Raw genomic sequence first — 22,212 nt, forward strand, 5'->3', positions numbered from 1 at the left:
GTCCGCCATGAATCAGTTTGCTATTCTGTATGGCGAGCGATTTACTGCCGCTCGAAGCTGACAGAATTCAAAACCGCCTCGCACACAAAAATACGGACAGGCCCGCCGGCTACGCCGGCGAAACAGCAGCGCCCGCCAAGCACGACAACCCCCATCACTCCCCATCCCCCACAATCCGGCGAACAGCCTTTTTCTTTGGCAGGCCGGATCGTCAGCCCAACGTTGCGTCGGCACTATCGCGGAAGCAGCGCCGCCTGCCGTTTCAGTGACGCGGGGTGGCGAAGCTGCCGTAGGTGGCCTTGCGCGGATGCAATTGCGCAAGTGCCACGGCCTGCACGGCCGCGCAGGCGATGCCATCGAGCAGCGGCACATCGGTCAGTTCGGCAACCGCGGGAACGTAACCGCACAGCGCCGCCGCCACGGTGACGACGACGTCCGCGCCCTCGTCGCGGCTGAGCGCCGTGACGGCGTCGAGCATCATCGTGCGGACCTCAGGCGCGAGTTCCGCTCCATAGGCGGCGGTCGTCTCGATGCCGCGGATTCCCGCGACCCGCCCCGCATGGCCGTACGTCGCAGCCAGTTCCGCGTACAGCGGCGTCAATGCCGGGCCGACCGTCAGCAGCCCGATCCTGCCGCCGAGCAGGCTCGCGGTGGCGAGCGCGGCTTCGGTCGTTCCCACCACGGGCATGGCGAGCATCTGCCGCAATGCATGAAGCGCGGTGTCCATGGATACGCCGAGGATCACTGCGTCGACATTGTCATCCAGTGAGCGCGCCAGCTTCAGCAGGCCGTCGATCGCGGCGGCATTGTCCACGCGCGAGCGGATGACGGCCGGTCCGGTCGCATTGGTCAGGCCGAAGATCTCGCAGGCGTTGCCAGTGGCTAGCCTGGCCTGCGACACCATGCGGTCGGTGATGTGCTGGCTGGCGTTCGGGTTGAGCAGGGCGATGCGCATGGATCCGGATCCTTGGTGGCGGTCGAAAATGCCGACGTGGTCGATGCGGTCGAGGTGTTCGAGCATCTTCGTCACGGCGGCGGTGGCGTCGCCGCCCATGAGCGGGTGGGCTAACACATGGTCGACCAAAATTATATGCATCGTGTACCACGATGACCGGTTCGTGCGCAGCGGGTTTTTCCGGTTCAGTATCCGGCCGTCCGATCCACCAGGTTCAGCAACTCCCTGCCATCGCGCATCCGGCGCAGGTTTTCCACACACTGCCGTGCCACGAGCTGATACGACGGATCGCACGCGATATGCGGCGTCGCCTCGATGCGCGGATGGTTCCACACCGGATCGCCCGGCTCCGGCGGTTCCTTCGCGAACACGTCGAGCGCGGCGCCAGCCAGGTGGCCTTCGTCGATCAGCGCGACCAGGTCGGGTTCGACCAGATGCTCGCCGCGGCCGACGTTGATGAAGAACGCGCCGGCGGGCAGCTGCGACAGCGTCTGCCGGTTGAGCAGGCCGTGTGTCTGCGGTGTGAGCGGCAGCGTGCAGACCAGGATGTCGGTCTGCGCGAGCATGGCGGACAAGCCGGCGTCGCCGATGAAGTCGGTGACGCCGGGAATGCCTTTGCCACTGCGGCTCCATCCCGCCACCGGAAAGCCGATGGCCGCGAACGTGCGGGCCACGGCGCTGCCGATTTCTCCCATGCCCAGCACGCCGACGCGGCAGCGCGCGAGGTCGGGGGCCGGGTGGCGCTTCCATTCGCCGCGGCGCTGCTGCTCGGCATAGGTGCCCAGACGCCGCGCGTGGCGCAGGGCCATGGCCAGCACGTAGTGCGCGATGCCGGTCTGCTGGCCCGGGTCGACCACGCGCGTGACCGGCATGTGCTCCGGCAGGTCGGGCGCGGCCAGCAGCTTGTCGACGCCGGCCGCCGCGCAGCAGACCAGGCGCAGGTTGCGGAAGGCGGGCACCACGCCGGGCTTCAGGCCCCACGCGATGATCGCTTCGACTTCATCGGCGGGCGCGTTCTCGCGGCCGTTCCAGACCGGGATGTCGGGCGCCGCTTCACGCAACTGGGCGGTAATGGGACCCGCCATGAAGGACGGAAGGTGTACGAGGATGCCCATGTCAGTTGCGGAAGTCGGGTTGGATACGGTCCAGGCGGCGCAGCAGGCCCGGCCATGCGAGACCCGAACCCTTGCCCTTGGTGGCCTGGCGCGCCTGCTGGCCCGCGTCGGCGCTGGCGGATTCCAGCACCAGCGTCAGCGGCGTGCCGCCGCTCTGCGCCAGGATCTGGACGCGGCATGCGGATTCCAGCGTGTACATCGTCAGGAACGCGTCGGCCACCGAGCGGCCACAGGTCAGCAGGCCGTGGTTGCGCAGGATCATCTGCTTGCCGCTGCCGAGGTCGGCCACCAGCCGTGCCTTCTCATCCTCGCGCAGCGCCACGCCCTCATAGTCGTGGTAGGCCAGGCCCATGCGCGCGAACATCGCCTGCTGCGAGATCGGCAGCAGGCCGGCCTGCTGCGCCGACACCGCGACACCATGCGGGGTGTGGGTGTGCATGACGCAGCCGATCTCGGGCCGGGCCTCGTGCACGGCGCTGTGGATGATGAAGCCGGCGGGGTTGACGTCGTACGGCGTGTCCAGCACGGGCACGCCGTGATGGTCGACCTTGACCAGGCTGGACGCCGTGATCTCGTCGAACAGCATGCCGTAGGGGTTGATCAGGAACTGGTCGGGTGCGTCGGGCACGCGTGCCGAGATGTGGGTGAAGATCAGGTCGTCCCAGCCGAAATGCGCGACCAGGCGGTAGGCTGCCGCCAGGTCGACGCGCATCTGCCATTCCGCGTCGGAAACGCGGTCCCTGACGGAATCGACGAGTTGTATTTGCGCCATGTGTATGCCTCCGGGGGTGCTGTCTGTGTCGTGTGCGGTGGCATTCTGCGCCCGGGTCTGCGCGCAAGTCTGTTAAGTATTGGACAATCTCGCTTTGGCCAGCGGGAGGGTGATGTGAAAGGCGTGGATTCCGGCAGGACGTTGCCGCGCAGCGTGGTGGCGAGCGGCTGGCTGCGCAATGCGCCGGCCCGCGTGCTCGACGCCGTGCAGAAGGCCGCACGCCGCCAGCGCTTCGGCGACGGCGACATGATCTTCGCGCGCGGGGATCCGCCCACGTATTTCTGCATGGTGCTGGCGGGCCGCGTGCGCATGAGCCGTGTCAGTGCGAGCGGGCGCGAGTCGGTCTATTCGGTGGTGGGCCGCGGCCGCTGGTTCGGCGAGATCTCGTTGCTCGACGGCAAGCCGCGCACGCATGACGCCTTCGCCGTGGGCAGCACCGAGCTGCTGGTGCTGGGCCGGCGCGATTTCGACCGCATCCTGGCCGCGCATCCGGAGGGCATGCAACTGATCGTCCAGCAGATCTGTGCGCGCCTGCGCGTCGCCTTCGACCACGCCGAGCGGGCCCAGCAGGCGCCGGTCGATGCGCGCATGGCCGCGCGCCTGCTCGAGCTGGCCGATCGGACCGACCACGTGGTGCGGGTCTCCGCCGAAGATCTCGGCGATATGGTCAACCGTTCGCGGCAGACCGTCGCCAAGTACCTGCAGGCCTGGGAGGATGCCGGCTGGATACGCCGCCACTACCGGCAGGTGGAGCTGTTGCAGCCGGCGGCGCTGCGGCGGCTCGCGACGGGTTGACCGGCGCAAGCCGCGTGGTACATTCGCCAGTGACGTAAATACCGCTCTATACAAGTCCGGCGGACACTCTGGCACTGTTGCCGATGGTGTCCGCCTCATGGGGAAAATCGTTGTCTCAAGCCTCCGCACAGCCGGGCCAGCCAGCCGCCGGGCTGGCCGACACGCTGCCGGCGCCGCTCTACGCGCGCGTCAAGCAATTCATCAGCGGCAGGATCGCCGACGGCAGCTGGCCGCCGCATCATCGCGTACCGTCCGAAACCGAGCTGGTCGAGGAACTCGGCGTGAGCCGCATGACCGTGAACCGCGCGCTGCGGGAGCTGACCGCCGACGGGCTGCTGGTGCGCATGCAGGGTGTCGGCACGTTTGTCGCCGAGCCCAAGCGCAATTCCGCGCTGTACGCGGTCAACAATATCGCCGAGGAAATCGCGGCGCGCGGCCGCCGCCACCATGCCAGGGTGGTGAAGAGCAGCGAAGAGGTGGCAGGCGCCGCGCGCGCGGCCGCGCTCGATGTGGGCGAGGGCCAGCGCGTGTTCCACACGGTGATCGTGCACTACGAGGACGATATGCCGATCCAGCTCGAGGATCGCTATGTCAACGCGGTGGTGGCGCCCGACTACCTGGCGCAGGACTTCACCCGCCAGACACCGTACGAATACCTGTCGCGCGTAGCCCCGCTGACCGAGGGCGAGCACGTGGTCGAGGCCGTGCTGGCCACGCCCGAAGAATGCGCGCTGCTGCAGATCGATCGCGGCGAGCCGTGCCTGCTGATCCGCCGCCGCACCTGGTCTGCCAACCGTGTCGTGACGTCGGTGCGCCTGCTGCACCCCGGCTCCATGCACCGGCTGGAAGGGCGGTTCACGTCCTGACGGTCCCGCTCCTGCATTACTGATCCGACACACGCGCCCGGCCAAGTCCGGGCGCCGCCACATTCGGACTTCGATATTTGCCCGACCTCGGGAATACCCCAATACACCTATGCTTGTATATACAAGACTATACATGCCTATAACGTGATGTTTCCCGGCGAGGCCGGGCCAGTGATTCCGAAGGAGCTGCCATGAGTGAGAACCCCCAGAACCCGCGTTTCCGCGATATTGAGATTCGTGCCCCGCGTGGCAACAAGCTGACCGCCAAGAGCTGGCTGACCGAGGCGCCGCTGCGCATGCTGATGAACAACCTCGACCCCGAGGTTGCGGAGAACCCGAAGGAGCTGGTGGTCTATGGCGGCATCGGCCGCGCCGCGCGCAACTGGGAGTGCTATGACCGCATCGTCGAGGTGCTGACCCGCCTGGAAGACGACGAGACCCTGCTGGTCCAGTCCGGCAAGCCGGTCGGCGTATTCCGCACCCACCGCGACGCACCGCGCGTGCTGATCGCCAACTCCAACCTGGTGCCGCACTGGGCCAACTGGGAACACTTCAACGAACTCGACGCCAAGGGCCTGGCCATGTACGGCCAGATGACCGCCGGTTCGTGGATCTACATCGGCAGCCAGGGCATCGTGCAGGGCACGTATGAAACCTTTGTCGAGGCCGGCCGCCAGCATTACGGCGGCAGCCTCAAGGGCCGCTGGGTGCTGACCGCGGGCCTCGGCGGCATGGGCGGCGCGCAGCCGCTGGCCGCCACGCTGGCCGGCGCGTGCTCGCTGAACATCGAATGCCAGCAGAGCCGCATCGACTTCCGCCTGAAGACGCGCTATGTCGACGAACAGGCTACGGACCTCGATGATGCGCTGGCCCGTATCGACCGCTATACCTCGCAGGGCAAGGCGATTTCGATCGCGCTGTGCGCCAATGCCGCGGAAGTGCTGCCGGAACTGGTGCGCCGCGGCGTGCGCCCGGACATGGTCACCGACCAGACCAGCGCGCATGACCCGCTCAACGGCTACCTGCCGGCGGGCTGGGGCTGGGACGAGTATCGCGAGCGCGCGCAGCGCGAGCCGGCCGTGGTGGTCAAGGCCGCCAAGGCTTCGATGGCTGCGCACGTGCGTGCCATGCTGGATTTCCAGAAGCTGGGCGTGCCGACCTTCGACTACGGCAACAATATCCGCCAGATGGCCAAGGAAGAGGGCGTCGACAACGCGTTCGATTTCCCGGGCTTCGTGCCGGCCTACATCCGTCCGCTGTTCTGCCGCGGCATCGGTCCGTTCCGCTGGGCCGCGCTGTCGGGCGATCCGCAGGACATCTACAAGACCGACGCCAAGGTCAAGGAACTGATCCCCGACGACGAGCACCTGCACCGCTGGCTCGACATGGCACGCGAGCGCATCAGCTTCCAGGGCCTGCCGGCGCGCATCTGCTGGGTCGGCCTGGGCCTGCGTGCCAAGCTGGGCCTGGCCTTCAACGAGATGGTGCGCAGCGGCGAGCTGTCGGCGCCGATCGTGATCGGCCGCGACCACCTCGATTCGGGCTCGGTCGCCAGCCCCAACCGCGAGACCGAATCCATGCAGGACGGCTCCGACGCCGTCTCCGACTGGCCGCTGCTCAACGCGCTGCTCAACACCGCGAGCGGCGCCACCTGGGTGAGCCTGCACCACGGCGGTGGCGTCGGCATGGGCTTCTCGCAGCATTCGGGCGTGGTGATCGTCTGCGACGGTACCGATGAAGCCGCCGCGCGCATCGCCCGCGTGCTGAACAACGACCCTGCCACGGGCGTGATGCGCCACGCCGACGCCGGCTACCAGATCGCCGTCGACTGCGCGCGCGAGCAGGGCCTGGACCTGCCGATGTTGCGCGACTGAAGTTGCGCGACTGAATCGGCCAGCAAGAGCCGCTCTGACGGCCGGGCGCCCAAGGGGTGCCCGGCCGCTGCCATCCCGTTTCCCGGAGACACCCATGTCCATCCAAACCACCGCCAGCGCAGCGGTTGCGGCGCCGCAGCCGCAGCTTTCGCGTGCGCGCGCCATTGCCGCGATCACCATCGGCAATGGCCTGGAGTTCTACGATTTCGTGGTCTACAGCTTCTTTGCGACGCTGATCGGCCGGCTGTATTTCCCGGTCGACAACCCGACCGGGCAGCTGCTGATGTCGTTCGCCACCTTCGGTGTCGGCTTCCTGATGCGCCCGCTCGGCGGCCTGCTGATCGGCATGTATGCCGACCGCGCGGGGCGCAAGCCGGCCGTCGCGCTGACGCTGTGGCTGATGGGCCTGAGTTCGCTGATTTTCGTGGTGACGCCGCCGTACGCGCAGATCGGCATCCTTGCGCCGATGATGGTGGTGCTGGCGCGGCTGGTGCAGGGCTTTGCCATCGGCGGGGAAATGGGCGCATCGACCGCACTGCTGCTCGAATACGCCGATGACCGGACGCGCGGCTTCTATACCGGCTGGCAGCCGTTCAGCCAGGGGCTGGCGGCACTGCTGGGCGCGGTGACCGGCCTGGTGCTCAGCAACGTGCTGGCGCCGGCCGAGCTGGAATCATGGGGCTGGCGTCTCGCGTTCCTGATCGGCATTCTGGTCATCCCGGTCGGCCTGGTGATCCGCCGCCGCCTGGAAGAGACCGCCGAGCCGACGCATCACGGCGAACACGCCGCGCAATGGCCGCTGCTGCGCCAGCATGCACGCGAGGTGCTCGCCAGCATCCTGCTGATGATCGGCCTGGCCTCATCGACCTATATCGTTGTCTACTACCTCAGCAACTACGCCGTGAGCGTGCTGAAGATGCCGCTGTCGCTGAGCATCTGGGCCGGTTGCATCGCGGCGCTGGTCCAGGTGGCGCTGTCGCCGTTCGCCGGCCGGCTGGCCGATCGCATCGGACGCAAGACGGTCGTGCTGTGGTCGCGCGTGGCGCTGCTGGTGATGGTCTACCCGGCGTTCGTGCTGATCAATGCCGAACCCTCGCTGGCACGGCTGCTGGTGGTGGTGGCCTGCCTGTCGGTGCCGATGTCGATGACCGCGCCGGCCTCGATGGTGCTGGTCAGCGAGGTGCTGCCGCAGCGCCTGCGTGCCACCGGACTGTCGATTGCCTACTGCGTGGCGATCGCGATCTTCGGCGGCTTTGCGCAGTACTTCTCGACGCGCCTGATCCAGATCACTGGTGACGCCAATGCACCGGCGCTCTATGTGATCGGCTGCGGCGTGGTGTCGCTGATCGGTCTGGCGCTGGTGCCCGAGACGCTGGGACGGCGCCTGAAATGAATGCAGCGGTATTGCGTGAGGGCCAGCCGATGCAAGGTGTCTGGCGCGGCCGCGCCGATCACGGCGAGGCCGGCGATACGCGGCGCCTGTTCAACGTCGTGCGCGCGGGCACGCAGCGCGAGCCCGGTGCGCCGGTGCTGATCGGCTTCTGCTGCGATGCCGGCGTGGCGCGCAACCAGGGGCGCGTTGGCGCGGCGGCGGGGCCGCATGAGATCCGGCGCGCGCTGGCCGGCGTGCCGGCCCACGATGTGCAGGCGCTGCACGATGCCGGCGACGTGGTGTGCGAAGGCGATTGGCTCGAAGCCGCCCAGCAGGCGCTGGGAGGCGTGGTTGCCGCGGAGCTCGCGGCAGGTGCCCGTCCGCTGGTCCTTGGCGGGGGCCACGAAGTGGCATGGGGCACCTGGCAAGGCCTGCGCGCGCACCTGGATGCGCGTGACGACCGCGGCCGCGTGCTGGTGGTCAATCTTGACGCGCATTTCGACCTGCGCTCGAGCCGTCCGGCCAGTTCGGGCACGCCATTCGACCAGATCGCCGACGACTGCCGCGAACGTGGCCTGCGTTTCGACTATGCCTGCCTCGGCGTCAGCCGTCTCGGCAATACGGCCGCGCTGTTCGAGCGCGCGCGGCAACTGGACGTGCGCTGGGTCGAGGATGTGCTGATGCAGGAGCGCCATCTCGATGCGCGCCTGGCGGAACTGCAGGGATGGATCGACGCGGCCGCGCATGTGTATCTGAGCATCGATCTCGATGTCTTGCCGGCGGCCGTGATGCCAGCGGTGTCGGCGCCCGCCGCTTATGGCGTGCCGTTGACGGTGGTCGAGGCCGTGCTGGAAGTGATCATGGCCAGCGGCAAGCTGCGCGTGGCCGAGCTGGCCGAGTTCAATCCCGCCTATGATCGCGATGGGTGCGGTGCGCGCGTGGCGGCGCGGCTGGCTTACCGGCTGCTGGCCTGATCGCCGCAGGGGAACTCACGCACTCAGGCCGTTGCCGGCAGGCTGTGCGGCGCGAATGGCCAGGCCGGCAGTGACGGGCTGGCACCCTCCGGCTGGCTGGCGGACGGGCCGCATGGGGCGGCCAGGGCCGCTGCGCCCGCCAGTCCCAGGAAAGCGGTGGAAGTCATCAGGAAGCGGTCACGCGCCTGGCGAAGAAAGTCCAGATCCATGGTCAGGGTCAAGCTCAAGGGTTCAATGTCCTGTCGTGTCTGATGGCGATCCGGCCGGGGCTGGCAGCGGATCGGCGATCATCATCGCCGCGCTTTGTGACACGCTGTTGAAACCCGGGCCGCCCATACTGGCTCGCGAAATCCGTTGGCGAGACCCGCCGTGCACGCAGTGCCGACTTGCCCACCTGTCGTGGCGGCAGAGGTGCTAGAATGTAAGTCTTTGATTCGCTTGGGCAAATGCCGTCAAAGGCATTGCCGCGCCAGGATCCGCCCCGGATCCGGCCTGTAGCAAGGCGAGATGAGTTCCAGACGCGTATCCGTTTGTGCCGGGTTCGCCTCCCGCCAGACCCCGATACCATGACAACTACGACCCTACCTGACCAGAACGCAGCCGAGCAGACGTTCGAGAGCTTTGGCCTGGACGCGCGCATCCTGCGCGCCCTGTCCGAGCAAGGCTATACCAAGCCGACGCCGATCCAGGCGCAGGCCATCCCCGTGGTGCTGCTCGGCAAGGACGTGATGGGCGCGGCCCAGACCGGCACCGGCAAGACCGCTGGTTTCGCGCTGCCGATCATCCAGCGCCTGTTGCCGATGGCCAACGCGAGTGCCTCGCCGGCACGGCACCCGGTGCGCGCGCTGATGCTCACGCCCACGCGCGAGCTGGCCGACCAGGTCTATGACAACGTTGCGCGCTACGCCAAGCACACCGACCTGCGCAGCACGGTGGTGTTCGGCGGCGTCGACATGAACCCGCAGACCGACGCGCTGCGCCGCGGCGTGGAAATCCTGGTGGCCACGCCGGGCCGACTGCTGGACCACGTGCAGCAGAAGTCGGTGAACCTGTCGCAGGTGCAGATGCTGGTGCTGGACGAAGCCGACCGCATGCTCGACATGGGCTTCCTGCCGGACCTGCAGCGCATCATCAACCTGCTGCCTGCGCAGCGCCAGACGCTGCTGTTCTCGGCCACGTTCTCTCCCGAGATCAAGCGCCTGGCCGCGAGCTACCTGAAGCAGCCGGTCACGATCGAAGTGGCGCGCAGCAACTCCACCAATGAAAACGTGCGCCAGATGGTGTACCAGGTGGAAGACGGCCAAAAGCAGGCTGCCGTGGTGCACCTGCTGCGCCAGCGCGCCGAACAGGGCCTGTCGCGCCAGTGCATCGTGTTCGTCAACAGCAAGATCGGCTGCTCGCGCCTGGCGCGCCACCTGGAGCGCGAGGGCATCAACGCCGCCGCGATCCATGGCGACAAGACCCAGACCGAGCGCATGCAGACGCTGGAAGGCTTCAAGAACGGCACCATCGACGCGCTGGTGGCCACCGACGTCGCGGCACGCGGCCTCGATATCGCCGACATGCCGTGCGTGATCAACTTCGACCTGCCGTTCAGCGCGGAAGACTACGTGCACCGCATCGGCCGTACCGGCCGCGCCGGCGCCAGCGGCGATGCGCTGTCGATCTTCGTGCCCGGCGACGAGCGTCTTCTCGCCGATATCGAAAGGCTGATCAAGCGCAGCGTCCCGCGCGGCACGCTGGAAGGGTTCGATCCCACCGGCGAGAAGTCCCGCCAGGAAGAGGCCGATCGCCGCCGCCAGCGCGCGGACGTGCGCCGTGCCCGCGGCAATGGTGACGGAGAGAGCGATGACCGTCGCCGCCGCCACGACCACGCCGGTGGCCGCACCGCATTCCGCCCGTCGGACGACCCGTTCTTCTCGCGTCCTTACGAGCCGAGCCCGAACAGCGCCCCGGCCAAGCCTGCCGAGGAGATGATTGCGGCGGCATTGTCGCGTGGCCGCCAGGGGGCCAAGCGCCCCGTTGCCGCCCTGCTGGGCGGCGTGCCGCGCAAGTCCTGATCCGCCTTGCCGCGAGGCCGGCGCTGCCTGTCAGCGCCCGGCCGCGGCAGGCAGCGCCGCCAGGCGCTGCAGCCAGTCCGCGGTGGCTCGATCGAGCCAGTCCTCCACATCCTTCCCTTCATTCCGTAGCCCGAGATGCGCGCCGGCCGCGCGCAGCGCGTCGAGCGGGGCACGCGTGTCGATGGCCTGCGCGCCGCTCTGCTTGCTGAGCTTTTCGCCGATGGCGTTGACCACCACGGGCACGTGCAGGTAAGCGGGTGTCGGCAGGCCGAGCAGGTGCTGCAGGTGGATCTGGCGCGGCGTGGAGTCGAGCAGGTCGGCGCCGCGCACGATATGCGTGATGCCCTGCAGGCCGTCGTCCACCACTACCGCGAGCTGGTAGGCCCAGAGCCCGTCGGCGCGACGCAGCACGAAGTCGCCCACCTCGGTTTCGAGGTCCTGGCATTGCCGGCCTTGCCAGCGGTCGTCGAAGCAGATGGTGGCTGCCGGGCCATCCGGCACGCGCACGCGCCATGCGCGGGGCAGCTTGCCGTTGAGCCCGTTGCGGCAGGTGCCCGGATAGCCGAGCGTCTGGTGCCGTTCGCGCACATGCAGCAGAGAATCGGCGATCTCCTTGCGCGAGCAGCCGCATGGGTAGAGCTGTCCGGCTGCATCCAGGCGCTGCAGCGCGTCGGCATACAGCGCCTCGCGCCGGCTTTGCCAGACGGGCGGCTCGTCCGGTATCAGGCCCAGCCGTTCAAGCGTCTGCAGGATTTCCGAGTCGGCGCCGCGCACGCAGCGCGGGTAGTCGATGTCCTCGATCCGCACCAGCCATTGGCCGCCGTGCGCGCGCGCGTCGAGCCAGGTGGCCAGGGCCGTGACCAGCGAACCCATGTGCAGCGGGCCGGTGGGTGAGGGAGCAAAGCGGCCGCGGTAGCCGCTGGCGGGTACTGCCATGCGCGTATCCCCCGCCTCAGCCGCCCAGGTCCGGTTGCTGCTGCAGCAGCGCCTGCGCCAGCCGCGGGTCCTCGAGCTTGCCGGCCCACCATTGCAGCGCCTTGCCGCGGTTGCTCGTGCGCCAGGCCACTTTGAAGTTGCCCGGAGCGCGCACTTCGACGGTCTCGCGCGCCTGCAGCACGCCGCTTTCGATGTGCGGCTGCGCCATCGGCGCCGGCAGCCAGCCGCAGCCAAGGCCGCGGATCTGCGCTTCGAGCTTGTCGCGCATGGTCGGCACGACCAGTACATCCTGCCCGGCCAGCACGCCATGCGTACGCGCCGGGAGGTTGCGCGAGGTGTCGCCCACCGCCACGATCCGGTGCTTGGCGATCTGGATCGTCGTCAGCGGCCCTTCCTCGGTCGCGAGCGGGTGGTGCGCGGCCACGGCGAAGACGAACGGCATGCTGCCCAGCGGCCGGATCTGGAAGCCCTGCGTGCTGGGTGCGTCATAGGCGCCGCCGATCACAAGGTCGGCGCGGTTGCTGACCAGTGCATCCCAGGCGCCGCCGAGCACTTCCTTGGCAAAGCGCAGCCGGGTCGCGGTGTTTTCGTCGTAGAAGTCCTGGATGACGGGAAGCAGCGCGCGAAAGTTGATCAGGTCGTCCACCACGATGGTCAGCGTGGCTTCCCAGCCCGTGGCCAGCCGCTTGACCCGGCGCGCGAGGTCATCCGCCGCGTGGAGCAGGTGGCGCCCTTCATCCAGCAACGCGCGCCCGGCCGGCGTCAGTTCGGCCCGATGCCGGCGGCGGTCGAACAGCAGCACGTCCAGATCTTCTTCGAGCTTGCGCACCACATAGGTCAGCGCGGAGGGCACCTTGCCCATCTCGTGGGCGGCGGCGGCGAAGCTGCCCTTGCGCTCGATGGCGTCCAGGACTTCCAGGGATTCGAGGGAGAGTGGCATATTCGGATATTCAGAAATTCTGAATGAGTGCTTCTAAGACGATGCCGTCCAATATACGCCACTGCGCATAAACTTCCTAGCATCGTAAGCAAACGCCATATCCCACGGCACTATGTCGCAAGGGGAGGGCAAGCCAGGGCCACAAGGAGGGCCATCAAAATGATTGAAATCAGAAGGTCTGAAGAGCGCGGTTACGCGGATCATGGCTGGCTGAAGTCGTATCACTCTTTCTCCTTTGCCGACTACTACGATCCGCAGCACATCCAGTTCGGCCCGCTGCGCGTGATCAATGAGGACCGCGTCGCCCCCGGCATGGGCTTTGGCACCCATGGCCACCGCGACATGGAGATCATCAGCTACGTGCTGGAAGGCGAGCTGGCGCACAAGGACAGCATGGGCAACGGCAGCGTGATTCGCCCGGGCGACGTGCAGCGCATGAGCGCGGGCACCGGCGTGCGGCATTCGGAGTACAACCATGCCGCCCACGACACCACGCACTTCCTGCAGATCTGGATCATGCCGAACCAGACCGGCATCGAGCCGGGTTACGAGGAAAAGCGCTTCGATGCGGCGGACAAGCGTGGCCGGCTGCGCCTGGTTGCAAGTTCGGATGGCGCGGAAGGCTCGGTGCTCGTGCATCAGGACATGCGCTTGTACGCCGGCCTGTTCGATGGTGACGAGTCCGCCACGCTGGCGCTGCAACCCGGACGCCGTGCTTACGTGTATGTGGCGCGTGGCCGGATCGCCATCAATGGCCAGACGCTGGAAACCGGCGACGCGGCCAAGCTTGAGTCCGTGGACGCCCTGGCGCTGACGCAGGGTGAAGGCGCCGAAGTCCTGGTCTTCGACCTGCCCTGAGCCCAGGGCCAGGCTGGTGCGGTGCGTGACGCGCTGCGCCGCCATCCATCACAGCCCGCCGGCCCGTGCCCGCGGGCTGTTTGCCTTTTACGGCGGTACCGTCGTCGGGCATGTACCGCTGTGCTATCTTCTCGCTATGCATTTGCGACCGGCCCGGCACATCGCCGGCAGGTTGCCGCCCCTAGTTTCCGGCCTGGCCGACGCCGGGCCCGTCACCCGGTACCGAGATGACTTTCGTATCCGTTCTCCTGGCGCTGATCGCAGAGCAGTTCCGCGCCCTGGGTCGCAACAACCCGATCCACGAGATCGTGCGTGCGCTGGGTGACCGCGCCGAACACGCGTTCGACACCGGCCGCCCGCGCGACGCCGCGCTCGCGTGGCTCACGGTGGTCCTGCCGCTCACCCTGGCCGTGATGGTGGTTCACTACCTGCTCGCGTCGATCAGCATTGCACTCACACTCGCGTGGAACGTGCTGGTGCTGTACATGACGCTGGGCTTCCGCCAGTTCAGCCACTATTTCACCGATATCCACGAGGCACTGAACCGCGACGACCTGCTCGCTGCGCGCGCGCTGCTGCACGAATGGACCGGCATCGAGACCATCGAGATGCCGGTGACCGAGATCGTGCGCCACACGCTCGAGGCGGCGATCGTCGCCGTGCACCGCCATGTGTTCGGCGTGTTCTTCTGGTTCCTGGTGCCGATCGGGCCGGGCGGCGTGGTGCTGTACCGCGCGGCGGAATTCCTGGGCCGCCAGTGGAACCTGCCATCGACCGAGCGCAGCCCGGCGCTCGGCCGCTTCGCTGCACGTGCGTTCTACCTGCTGGACTGGGTGCCGTCGCGGCTGACGGCGATCGGGTTTGCCATCGTGGGCAATTTCGAGGACGCGGTCTACGCATGGCGCAACCACGCCCGCAAGTGGAACGACGCGGTCAACGGCATCCTGCTCGCAAGCGGTGGCGGGGCGCTCGGCGTGCGCCTGGGCACGCCATTGCCGGAAGACGATTCCAGCGTCGTGCTTCGCACCAGCATGGCGGCCGGCCCCGCGATCGACTACGCGCCGGGCATGGAAAACGACAACGGTCCCGAGCCCGCCGCGCCCGAGTTCGGCGCGGAGCCGGGCGTGCGTACGCTGCAGTCTGCGGTGGGGCTGGTGTGGCGCGCCGTGGTGCTGTGGATGCTGCTGCTGGCGATGCTGTCGCTGGCGCTCTGGGTGGGTTGATCTAATCCCGCGACGCGCCGCAGCGCCAGCAGGCACCGAACTGCGGCTCATGCCATTCCTGGCAGTGGCGGCACTGCCAGCGCGGCCCCGGCGGCGGTTCCGCCGCCGTCTTCAGCGCGGCCCAGGCCTGCGCCTCCATGTGATCATCGAGGATCCAGACCTGCGGGGCGCTTTCGCGAAACGGGATTTCGCCGATCGCGCCTGAGAGCCACGTGTTGCGCAGTTCGGCCCGGATACCGGCAGCGCGCAACACGTTGCAGCAGTGCGCCGCGTGCACGATCGAGGTGGCGGACAGCAGCAGTTTCATGGGCGGCGCACCGGCAACGCAGGTGCAGCCACCATACCACGGCTACCAGGGCTTCTGCTGGCTGGATTCGTGCAGGAGCTGCGTGTAGAGCTGGTGGCGGCGCTCCGCAATGCCGCCGTTCTCCACCGCGGCCAGCACGCCGCAGCCTGGCTCGTTGACGTGGTGGCAATTGTAGAAGCGGCATTCGGTCAGGCGCGGCCGGAATTCGGGGAAGGCGCGTTCCAGCATGCCTTCGCTCAGGTGGTGCAGGCCGAATTCCTGGAACCCGGGCGAATCGAACAGGCAACCCTCGCGGCCATCCACGTTGCCCCACTCGGGCGGCAGGTGGTACAGGCGCGTGAAGGTCGTGGTGTGCTTGCCGGAATCGAGCTTGGCGGAGATCTCGCGCGTCTGCGCCTCCACGCCCGGGATCAGCAGGTTGAGCAGGGAGGACTTGCCCATGCCCGACTGGCCGATCAGGATGCTGGCGAGCCCCGCGAGACGCGGCTTCAGCGCGGCCAGGGCATTGGCCGGGTCACCGTGCACCGACAGCTCGACCGTGTCATAGCCCAGGTCCCGGTACAGCGCGAGCCGGCGGCGGGATTCGTCGAGGCGGTCGGGCAGGTCGGTCTTGTTGAGCAGGATCAGCGGGCGGATCTCCATGGCCTCGGCCGAGACCAGCGCGCGCCCGAGCAGGTCCTCCGAAAATCCGGGCTCGGTGGCCAGCACGACGACTACCTGGTCGATATTCGCGGCCAGCAGCTTGGACTTGAACTGGTCGGAGCGGTACAGCAGGTTCTTGCGCGGGCTGACGGCCGTGATCACGCACTGGTCGACCGCGGTGCGTTCCACGCTGACATGGTCGCCCACCGCGGTGTCGCTCTTCTTGCCGCGCGGGAAGGCGTGCATGTGCGTGCCGTCGGCCAGCTCCACCACATAGTGGCGGCCATGCGCGGCGATGACCAGGGCGCCTTCGGCGGTCTTGCCGGTGCCGGAATTACCGCCGGCGGTACGGTGACGGCTGGTGCGGCTCATGCGTGCGCCAGCAGCCGGTCGATCCGCTGCGCGGCGGGCGGGTGCGAATAGTAGAACGCGCTGTAGAGCGGGTCGGGGGTCAGCGTGGAGGCATTGTCCTTGTACAGCTTGACCAGTGCCGAGACCAGGTGGCCGGCGTTGGTCTGGTCCGCGGCAAAGGCATCGGCCTCGAATTCGTGCCGGCGCGACGACTGGCTGGACAGCGGGCCCAGCAGGAACGTGAAGACCGGCAGCGTCAGGAAGAACAGCACCAGCGCCAGCGCGCTGTTGGAAACGCCCAGGTTCGGCACCACGCCCAGCCCCGTATAGAACCATGTACGCGTCGACAGCCAGCCCAGCAGGGCCAGGAAGACCAGGCTCAGCGCAAAGGTCACGGCGATGCGCTTGGCCACGTGGCGGCGCTTGAAGTGGCCGAGTTCGTGGGCCAGCACCGCCTCGATCTCGTCGCCCGACAGGCGCGCCAGCAGCGTGTCGAAGAAGACGATGCGCTTGGCCGCGCCAAAGCCGGTGAAATAGGCATTGCCATGCGCGCTGCGCTTGCTGCCGTCCATCACGAACAGGCCCTTGCTGGCAAAACCGCATTTCTGCATCAGCGCCTCGATGCGCTGGCGCAGGGACTCATCGTCGAGCGGCTCGAACTTGTTGAACAGCGGCGCGATGAAGGTGGGGAACACGACCAGCAGTAGCAGGTTGAAGGCCATCCATACCAGCCAGGTCCAGACCCACCACAGGCTGCCGGCGCGGTCCATCAGCCAGAGCACCGCGAGCAGCAGCGGCAGGCCGAGCACGCAGGCGACCAGCAGCATCTTGACCATGTCGGCCAGCCACAGGCCCACGGTCATCTTGTTGAAGCCGAAGCGTTCCTCGATGCCGAACTGCCCGTACAGCGTGAAGGGAAGCTCCGCCAGCCCGCCGATCAGCGCCACGCTTGCGATCAGCGCCACCCCGTAGGCGTAGCCCGGGCCGAACAGGTCGAGCCAGAACTGGTTCAGCCACTGCAGGCCACCCAGCATGGTGAAGCCGATCAGCACCGCGGCGCCGGCCAGAACCTCGAGCATCGAAAGCCGCGTGCGGGCGATGGTGTAGTCGGCGGCCTTCTGGTGGGAAGACAGGGCAATGGTGTCGGCAAAGCGGGGCGGCACGGCGTTGCGGTGCTGGCCAACATGGCGGACCTGGCGGGCCGCCAGCCACAGCTTGGTCAGTACCATGACGACCAGCGCGGCGAGGAAGATGAGCGTGAACATCGGCAAGAGCCTTGTCGGCGAAGGCAGCGATGGCCATATGTGGCCGACGCTGCGCAGGTTATCCGCGTGGGTGGCGCAGGTGCGCTGCGACGGACACGGCGGACGGATATGCGAGAATTATAAGTTGTTCGCGCGCGCGGGACTTCCGCGGCGCTTTTCCCTACCGCCAGACACCGCAGTCCAGATGACAAGCCAAGCCGCCGCCAAATCCGTCAAGAGTGAAAACAACCTGATCTGGTTGGACATGGAAATGACCGGCCTGTCGCCGGAAACCGATCGCATCATCGAGGTCGCGATCGTGGTGACCGATTCCGAACTCAACATCCTGGCCGAGGGTCCGGTGCTGGTGATCCACCAGTCCGACGCCGTGCTCGACGGCATGGACAACTGGAACAAGGGCACCCACGGCCGCTCGGGCCTGATCGACAAGGTCAAGGCTTCAACGCTCACTGAAGAGCAGGCCGAGGCCGAGCTGCTGGCCTTCCTCAAGCGCTGGGTGCCGGCCAGCAAGTCGCCGATGTGCGGCAACTCGATCTGCCAGGATCGTCGCTTCATGGCGCGCTACATGCCCAAGCTGGAGGCGTTCTTCCACTACCGCAACCTGGACGTGTCGACGCTCAAGGAGCTGTGCAAGCGCTGGGAGCCGGCCATTCACAAGGGCTTCGTCAAGCGCCAGCTGCATACGGCGCTGGCCGATATCCTGGAGTCGGTCGAGGAGCTGCGCTACTACCGCACGCACTTCATTCGTCATACGCCTGCTGCGGCCACTGCCGCTGCGGCGCCCGCCACGCCGGGCGCTGACGCCGCCACGCAATAAAGAAGAACCGGCGGACCGGCCGTCGGCCGGTCACGCCGCCCGCCTGCGCCACGCAGGCAGCCGCTCTCCGCTCTCCGCTCGCCGTTCCTCCCGATCCATGTTTGCCCGCATCATCTCCATCATCACGCCGGTCATCCTGATCATCCTGGTGGGGTGGCTATACGGGCGCAAGGCGCACCCGGACATGGCGGGCATCAACCGTGCGACGCTGGACGTGATCGCGCCGCTGCTGGTGGTGTCGGCCTTCGTCAGCAAGGACTTCGTGCTGGCCGACCAGCTCGTGCTGCTTGCGTGCGCGACCGCGGTGGTGATTGGTTCCGGCATGCTCGCGTGGATCGCGGCGCGCGCGCTGCGTGTCGATCCGCGTACCTTCGTGCCGCCGATGATGTTCAACAACTGCGGCAACATGGGGCTGCCGCTGTCGGTCTTTGCCTTCGGGCCGGCGGGCCTGGCGCCCGCGGTGGCGTTGTTCGCGGCATCGAACCTGATGCATTTCACGATCGGCATGAAGATCGTCAACCGCCATGCTTCGATCGCGCAGATCGCGCGCAATCCGATGGTGCTGGCAACCGTGGCCGGGGTCGCGCTGTCGCTGGCCAAGCCGTGGTTCGCGTTGCCGGAGCCGGTCTACCAGTCCATCAAGCTGCTTGGCGATGCCACCGTCCCGCTGATGCTGTTCGCGCTCGGCGTGCGCATGAAGGACGTGAGCCTGCGCAACTGGGGCATGGGCATCGTGGGGGCCGTGGCATGTCCGCTCACGGGCGTCGCCGTGGCGCTGCCGCTCGCGCACTGGGTGCCGCTGACCGAACTGCAGCGCGGACTGCTCTTTGTCTTTGCCGCGCTGCCGCCGGCCGTACTGAACTTCCTGGTGGCCGACCACTTCCGGCAGGAGCCGGACCAGGTGGCGTCGATTGTCCTGCTCGGCAATATCGGCGCCGTGCTGTTCGTGCCGGTGGGGCTCTACCTGGGGCTGCGCTGAGCCCCGGCGGTGCCGGCGCTCAGTATTGCCGCTCAGTGCCGCCGCTCAGTACCGCCGCTCAGGCGGCAGGCTTGCTGCGGATCGCGTGCTTGGGCCGCCAGGCCTTGACCACGCTCTCGTCGGTCTCGACGTAGGGGCCGCCGATCAGGTCGATGCAATAGGGCACTGCGGCAAAGATGCCCTGGACGACCGGCTTGCCGGCATCGTCGCGCAGGCCTTCCAGCGTTTCGCGGATGGCGCGCGGCTGGCCGGGCAGGTTGATGATCAGCGCCGCGCGGCTCGCCGTTTCGCGGATCACCGCCACCTGGCGCGACAGGATCGCGGTCGGCACGAACTGCAGGCTGACCTGGCGCATCTGCTCGCCGAAGCCGGGCATTTCCTTGGTGGCCACTGCCAGCGTGGCTTCGGGCGTGACATCGCGGCGCGCGGGCCCGGTGCCGCCGGTGGTCAGGACCAGGTCGCAACCGGCCACGTCGACCAGATCGATCAGCGTGCGCGAGATCAGCGCCTGCTCATCCGGAATCAGCCGCTCGATGCCCTGCCAGGGCGTGGTCAGCGTGCGGCCAAGCCACTCGCGCAGGGTCGGGATGCCTTCGTCCTGATAGGTCCCCGCCGAAGCGCGGTCGGAAATGGAGACAAAACCCACCACCAGCTCATCGGGGTGGTTGCGGGCGATCGGCTGCGTGGTCTGCGTCATGCGTCGGGCTCCGGAGTAGGGGGTTGCTCGCTTGCTGCTGCCGCGTCCTTTGCGTCCAGCGCGGTCTTGATGGCCTGGAACAGTTCGCGGAAGTAGCGCGGGGGCTTGCCCTGCTCCTTTTCCTTGCGGGCGTTGCGGATGATGTTGCGCACTGTCTGCACGTCCATGCCGGGATGCTCGCCCAGGAAGCGGGTCAGCGCGGCATCGTCGGCCAGCAGCAGCTCGCGCCAGCGCTCGATCAGGTGCATGCGCGCGGTCTCGGCCTTGCTGGTGCCCTTGAAGCCTTCGAGCGCGGCGCGGATGGCCTCCACTTCATCGTCTTCCAGGCCGCGCATGATCTTGCCCACGAACTGCATCTGCCGCCGCTTGCCTTCATGGCTGGTGATGCGGCGCGCCTCGTGGATGGCGTCGGCCAGGGCTTCGGGCATCGGCACGCGTGCCAGGCGGTCCTTGGGCAGGGCTTCGAGTTCAGCGCCAACGGCCTGCAGGGCGGTCATGTCGCGTTTCTTCTGCGACTTGCTTTTGGGCTCGTCCATATCGGGTTCCGGCGCAAAGGCGCCAGGAAAGCGGGAGCCGGGGGAGTTACGGGAATTTCGCGTCATGGACGGCATTTTATCTTGCTATGATTCCCGCTTGGACTTTAGATGACACCGCCCAGCATGGACCCCATCGCCGAACAGACCGCGCATTTCACCTATACCCAGGCCCAGCTCAGCGAGATGGCGGCAGATGTGCTGCGTGTGGCACGCGAGCTCGGCGCGACCGACGCCGCGACCGAGATCTCGGAGGGCAGCGGCCTGTCGGTGTCGGTGCGCAAGGGCCAGGTGGAGACCATCGAGCAGAATCGCGACAAGGTGGTCGGCGTGACGGTCCTGATCGGCAAGCGCCGCGGCAATGCCAGCACCTCCGACTTCTCGCCGGCCGCGCTGCGCGCCACGGCCGAGGCGGCCTACAACATCGCCCGCTTCACCGCCGAGGACGACTGCGCCGGCCTGGCCGAGGAAGAACTGCTCGAACGCGAGCCGCGCGACCTGGACCTGTTCCACCCCTGGACGATCGATGCCGAAGGCGCCATCGACATCGCGCGCCGCGCCGAAGCGGCCGCGCTGGCGGTGTCTCCGCGCATCAAGAACAGCGATGGCGCGAGCGTATCGGCGCAGCATTCGCAGTTCGTGCTGGCCACCACGCGTGGCTTCACTGGCGGCTATCCGTATTCGCGCCACTTCATTTCCTGCGCGCCGATCGCAGGCTCCGGCAGCGGCATGCAGCGCGACGACTGGTACTCGTCCAAGCGTTCGCCGCTGGCGCTGGCCGCGCCGGAAGACATCGGCCGCTATGCCGCCGAACGCGCGCTGGCCCGCCTCAACGCGCGCAAGCTGTCGACGCGCCGCTGCCCCGTGCTGTTCGAGGCACCGCTGGCCGCCGGCCTGCTGGGCGCCTTCGTGCAGGCGGTCTCGGGCGGCGCGCTGTATCGCAAGTCCACCTTCCTGCATGACTCGCTGGGCAAGGCGGTGTTCGCCCCGCATATCCAGATCCATGAGCGGCCGCACGTACCCGGCGCCATGGGCAGCGCGCCGTTCGACGAAGAGGGCGTGCGCACCCGCGAGCGCGACGTGGTGCGCGACGGCGTGGTCGAGGGTTACTTCCTCTCGACCTACTCGGCGCGCAAGCTCGGGATGCAGACCACCGGCAACGCCGGCGGCTCGCACAACCTGACGCTGAGCAGCAGTCTGGCGACGGCCAGCGACGATTTCCCCGGCATGCTGAAGAAGCTCGGCACTGGCCTGCTCGTGACGGAACTGATGGGGCAGGGTGTTAATTACGTGACCGGCGACTACTCGCGCGGCGCCTCGGGCTACTGGGTGGAGAACGGCGAGATCCAGTATCCGGTTGAAGAGATCACCATTGCCGGCAACATGGCGGAGATGTTCCGCCAGATCGTTGCCATCGGCTCGGATTCGCTGGTGCGCGGGACCAAGGAGACGGGGTCGATTCTGATCGAACAGATGACGATCGCGGGCAATTGACGGAAGGTCGCATCTGAACGAAAAAGGCCGCCTGAAGATCAGGCGGTTTTTTTGGGGGGGGGTGTGATTGGGTTGTCGTGCTTGGCGGGCGCTGCTGTTTCGCCGGCGTAGCCGGCGAGTCACTTCTTGTCCGAGCGACAAAAAGTAACCAAAAAGCGCGTTTACTTGCCCTAGCGGGCGAATATTGATCGTAGTGTGCTGCGGGTGTTGTACGGGTATGAACTTCAGAGTGTGCCTGGCTGCCTGCCGCGTGGTGCGCGTCCGCCGGTAGGCTTTCAAGCAATGATTGAACGAGCCCCGAAACTGTCCGTGGTCCCTCCTGCTACCGACATCGTGTAATCGCCTTCGGCTGCGCTACGCGCAGAGCCCTAGTCTGAGCACCCAGGC

At 67.5% G+C, this 22,212-nt stretch carries 22 protein-coding genes; 11 read left to right on the top strand and 11 right to left on the bottom strand.

Going from position 1 to position 22,212, the window contains the following annotated elements; genetic code table 11:
• Positions 1–262 precede the first annotated feature (262 nt).
• The 3 genes from AC3FNH_RS31520 to AC3FNH_RS31530 all read right to left on the bottom strand — a co-directional run bounded on the left by AC3FNH_RS31520 (position 263) and on the right by AC3FNH_RS31530 (position 2,842).
• The gene (locus AC3FNH_RS31520) at positions 263–1,054 is read right to left on the bottom strand and encodes an aspartate/glutamate racemase family protein (RefSeq protein ID WP_488722882.1); all 792 of its coding nucleotides are present in this window, start codon (positions 1,052–1,054) and stop codon (positions 263–265) included.
• A gap of 86 nt (positions 1,055–1,140) precedes the next feature.
• Positions 1,141–2,070, bottom strand: a complete 930-nt coding sequence (locus AC3FNH_RS31525; protein ID WP_488722883.1) for a 2-hydroxyacid dehydrogenase — start codon at positions 2,068–2,070, stop codon at positions 1,141–1,143.
• Position 2,071: 1 nt separating this feature from the next.
• Entirely contained in the window at positions 2,072–2,842 is a 771-nt protein-coding gene (locus tag AC3FNH_RS31530; protein WP_488722884.1) for a class II aldolase/adducin family protein, read from the bottom strand.
• Positions 2,843–2,956: 114 nt separating this feature from the next.
• Between AC3FNH_RS31530 and AC3FNH_RS31535 the strand changes: the two genes are divergently transcribed.
• The 5 genes from AC3FNH_RS31535 to hutG all read left to right on the top strand — a co-directional run bounded on the left by AC3FNH_RS31535 (position 2,957) and on the right by hutG (position 8,723).
• A complete protein-coding gene (locus AC3FNH_RS31535; RefSeq protein ID WP_488722885.1) occupies positions 2,957–3,637 on the top strand; it encodes a Crp/Fnr family transcriptional regulator in 681 nt (226 codons plus the stop codon).
• Between the two features lie 110 nt (positions 3,638–3,747).
• Entirely contained in the window at positions 3,748–4,503 is a 756-nt protein-coding gene (hutC, locus tag AC3FNH_RS31540) for a histidine utilization transcriptional repressor HutC (RefSeq protein WP_276098070.1), read from the top strand.
• A 191-nt stretch (positions 4,504–4,694) separates the two neighbouring features.
• The gene (gene hutU, locus AC3FNH_RS31545) at positions 4,695–6,377 is read left to right on the top strand and encodes a urocanate hydratase (protein WP_488722886.1); all 1,683 of its coding nucleotides are present in this window, start codon (positions 4,695–4,697) and stop codon (positions 6,375–6,377) included.
• Between the two features lie 94 nt (positions 6,378–6,471).
• A complete protein-coding gene (locus AC3FNH_RS31550) occupies positions 6,472–7,770 on the top strand; it encodes an MFS transporter (protein WP_276098068.1) in 1,299 nt (432 codons plus the stop codon).
• Positions 7,767–8,723 carry a formimidoylglutamase gene (gene hutG / locus AC3FNH_RS31555; protein ID WP_488722887.1) on the top strand — a complete coding sequence of 319 codons (957 nt, stop codon included), beginning with the start codon at positions 7,767–7,769 and terminating at the stop codon, positions 8,721–8,723. Before AC3FNH_RS31550 ends, hutG begins: the two co-directional genes overlap by 4 nt.
• A 23-nt stretch (positions 8,724–8,746) precedes the next feature.
• On the opposite strand, the gene AC3FNH_RS31560 is transcribed toward hutG, so the two are convergent.
• On the bottom strand, positions 8,747–8,950 hold the full coding sequence (locus AC3FNH_RS31560; RefSeq protein ID WP_276098066.1) for a hypothetical protein: 204 nt from the start codon (positions 8,948–8,950) through the stop codon (positions 8,747–8,749).
• Positions 8,951–9,289: 339 nt separating this feature from the next.
• On the opposite strand from AC3FNH_RS31560, the gene AC3FNH_RS31565 reads away from it, so the two are divergent.
• A complete protein-coding gene (locus tag AC3FNH_RS31565) occupies positions 9,290–10,783 on the top strand; it encodes a DEAD/DEAH box helicase (protein ID WP_488722888.1) in 1,494 nt (497 codons plus the stop codon).
• Between the two features lie 30 nt (positions 10,784–10,813).
• Here AC3FNH_RS31565 and gluQRS read toward each other — a convergent pair whose 3' ends face one another.
• A complete protein-coding gene (gene gluQRS, locus AC3FNH_RS31570; protein WP_488722889.1) occupies positions 10,814–11,719 on the bottom strand; it encodes a tRNA glutamyl-Q(34) synthetase GluQRS in 906 nt (301 codons plus the stop codon).
• 16 nt (positions 11,720–11,735) lie between these two features.
• Positions 11,736–12,659: a LysR family transcriptional regulator gene (locus AC3FNH_RS31575; RefSeq protein WP_276098063.1), complete on the bottom strand. Its 924-nt coding sequence runs from the start codon at positions 12,657–12,659 to the stop codon at positions 11,736–11,738.
• A gap of 159 nt (positions 12,660–12,818) precedes the next feature.
• On the opposite strand from AC3FNH_RS31575, the gene AC3FNH_RS31580 reads away from it, so the two are divergent.
• Positions 12,819–13,517: a pirin family protein gene (locus AC3FNH_RS31580; RefSeq protein WP_488722890.1), complete on the top strand. Its 699-nt coding sequence runs from the start codon at positions 12,819–12,821 to the stop codon at positions 13,515–13,517.
• A 227-nt stretch (positions 13,518–13,744) separates the two neighbouring features.
• Positions 13,745–14,740, top strand: coding sequence for a CobD/CbiB family protein (locus AC3FNH_RS31585; RefSeq protein ID WP_276098061.1), 996 nt, complete (start codon positions 13,745–13,747; stop codon positions 14,738–14,740).
• A 1-nt stretch (position 14,741) separates the two neighbouring features.
• On the opposite strand, the gene AC3FNH_RS31590 is transcribed toward AC3FNH_RS31585, so the two are convergent.
• Genes AC3FNH_RS31590 through AC3FNH_RS31600 form a run of 3 tightly spaced genes read right to left on the bottom strand, consistent with a single transcriptional unit; the run spans position 14,742 to position 17,305 of the window.
• On the bottom strand, positions 14,742–15,047 hold the full coding sequence (locus AC3FNH_RS31590; RefSeq protein ID WP_488722891.1) for a putative signal transducing protein: 306 nt from the start codon (positions 15,045–15,047) through the stop codon (positions 14,742–14,744).
• A 42-nt stretch (positions 15,048–15,089) separates the two neighbouring features.
• Entirely contained in the window at positions 15,090–16,061 is a 972-nt protein-coding gene (rsgA, locus tag AC3FNH_RS31595) for a ribosome small subunit-dependent GTPase A (protein WP_276098059.1), read from the bottom strand.
• Entirely contained in the window at positions 16,058–17,305 is a 1,248-nt protein-coding gene (locus AC3FNH_RS31600) for a M48 family metallopeptidase (RefSeq protein ID WP_488722892.1), read from the bottom strand. The genes rsgA and AC3FNH_RS31600 overlap by 4 nt, the downstream gene beginning before the upstream one ends.
• A gap of 184 nt (positions 17,306–17,489) precedes the next feature.
• On the opposite strand from AC3FNH_RS31600, the gene orn reads away from it, so the two are divergent.
• Together orn and AC3FNH_RS31610 are read left to right on the top strand one after the other, a co-directional pair.
• Positions 17,490–18,122, top strand: coding sequence for an oligoribonuclease (gene orn, locus AC3FNH_RS31605; protein WP_276098057.1), 633 nt, complete (start codon positions 17,490–17,492; stop codon positions 18,120–18,122).
• A 97-nt stretch (positions 18,123–18,219) separates the two neighbouring features.
• Complete coding sequence (locus tag AC3FNH_RS31610; protein WP_488722893.1) at positions 18,220–19,101, top strand: AEC family transporter; 882 nt, start codon at positions 18,220–18,222, stop codon at positions 19,099–19,101.
• Positions 19,102–19,159: 58 nt separating this feature from the next.
• Here the strand turns inward: AC3FNH_RS31610 and mog are convergent, their stop codons facing one another.
• A complete protein-coding gene (gene mog, locus AC3FNH_RS31615; protein WP_488722894.1) occupies positions 19,160–19,798 on the bottom strand; it encodes a molybdopterin adenylyltransferase in 639 nt (212 codons plus the stop codon).
• Entirely contained in the window at positions 19,795–20,400 is a 606-nt protein-coding gene (gene yjgA / locus AC3FNH_RS31620; RefSeq protein WP_276098054.1) for a ribosome biogenesis factor YjgA, read from the bottom strand. The genes mog and yjgA overlap by 4 nt, the downstream gene beginning before the upstream one ends.
• Before the next feature lie 57 nt (positions 20,401–20,457).
• On the opposite strand from yjgA, the gene pmbA reads away from it, so the two are divergent.
• On the top strand, positions 20,458–21,825 hold the full coding sequence (pmbA, locus tag AC3FNH_RS31625) for a metalloprotease PmbA (RefSeq protein WP_488722895.1): 1,368 nt from the start codon (positions 20,458–20,460) through the stop codon (positions 21,823–21,825).
• The last annotated feature ends 387 nt before the right edge of the window (positions 21,826–22,212 follow it).

Source organism: Cupriavidus sp. 22TCCZM01-5, assembly GCF_057798915.1.

Coding starts and splice junctions, on each gene's coding strand:
- AC3FNH_RS31520 (WP_488722882.1), bottom strand. CDS start 1,054: ATGGGCGGCGACGCCACCGCCGCCGTGACGAAGATGCTCGAACACCTC.
- AC3FNH_RS31525 (WP_488722883.1), bottom strand. CDS start 2,070: ATGGGCATCCTCGTACACCTTCCGTCCTTCATGGCGGGTCCCATTACC.
- AC3FNH_RS31530 (WP_488722884.1), bottom strand. CDS start 2,842: ATGGCGCAAATACAACTCGTCGATTCCGTCAGGGACCGCGTTTCCGAC.
- hutU (WP_488722886.1), top strand. CDS start 4,695: ATGAGTGAGAACCCCCAGAACCCGCGTTTCCGCGATATTGAGATTCGT.
- AC3FNH_RS31550 (WP_276098068.1), top strand. CDS start 6,472: ATGTCCATCCAAACCACCGCCAGCGCAGCGGTTGCGGCGCCGCAGCCG.
- hutG (WP_488722887.1), top strand. CDS start 7,767: ATGAATGCAGCGGTATTGCGTGAGGGCCAGCCGATGCAAGGTGTCTGG.
- AC3FNH_RS31565 (WP_488722888.1), top strand. CDS start 9,290: ATGACAACTACGACCCTACCTGACCAGAACGCAGCCGAGCAGACGTTC.
- gluQRS (WP_488722889.1), bottom strand. CDS start 11,719: ATGGCAGTACCCGCCAGCGGCTACCGCGGCCGCTTTGCTCCCTCACCC.
- AC3FNH_RS31575 (WP_276098063.1), bottom strand. CDS start 12,659: ATGCCACTCTCCCTCGAATCCCTGGAAGTCCTGGACGCCATCGAGCGC.
- AC3FNH_RS31580 (WP_488722890.1), top strand. CDS start 12,819: ATGATTGAAATCAGAAGGTCTGAAGAGCGCGGTTACGCGGATCATGGC.
- AC3FNH_RS31585 (WP_276098061.1), top strand. CDS start 13,745: ATGACTTTCGTATCCGTTCTCCTGGCGCTGATCGCAGAGCAGTTCCGC.
- AC3FNH_RS31590 (WP_488722891.1), bottom strand. CDS start 15,047: ATGAAACTGCTGCTGTCCGCCACCTCGATCGTGCACGCGGCGCACTGC.
- rsgA (WP_276098059.1), bottom strand. CDS start 16,061: ATGAGCCGCACCAGCCGTCACCGTACCGCCGGCGGTAATTCCGGCACC.
- AC3FNH_RS31600 (WP_488722892.1), bottom strand. CDS start 17,305: ATGTTCACGCTCATCTTCCTCGCCGCGCTGGTCGTCATGGTACTGACC.
- orn (WP_276098057.1), top strand. CDS start 17,490: ATGACAAGCCAAGCCGCCGCCAAATCCGTCAAGAGTGAAAACAACCTG.
- AC3FNH_RS31610 (WP_488722893.1), top strand. CDS start 18,220: ATGTTTGCCCGCATCATCTCCATCATCACGCCGGTCATCCTGATCATC.
- mog (WP_488722894.1), bottom strand. CDS start 19,798: ATGACGCAGACCACGCAGCCGATCGCCCGCAACCACCCCGATGAGCTG.
- yjgA (WP_276098054.1), bottom strand. CDS start 20,400: ATGACGCGAAATTCCCGTAACTCCCCCGGCTCCCGCTTTCCTGGCGCC.
- pmbA (WP_488722895.1), top strand. CDS start 20,458: ATGGACCCCATCGCCGAACAGACCGCGCATTTCACCTATACCCAGGCC.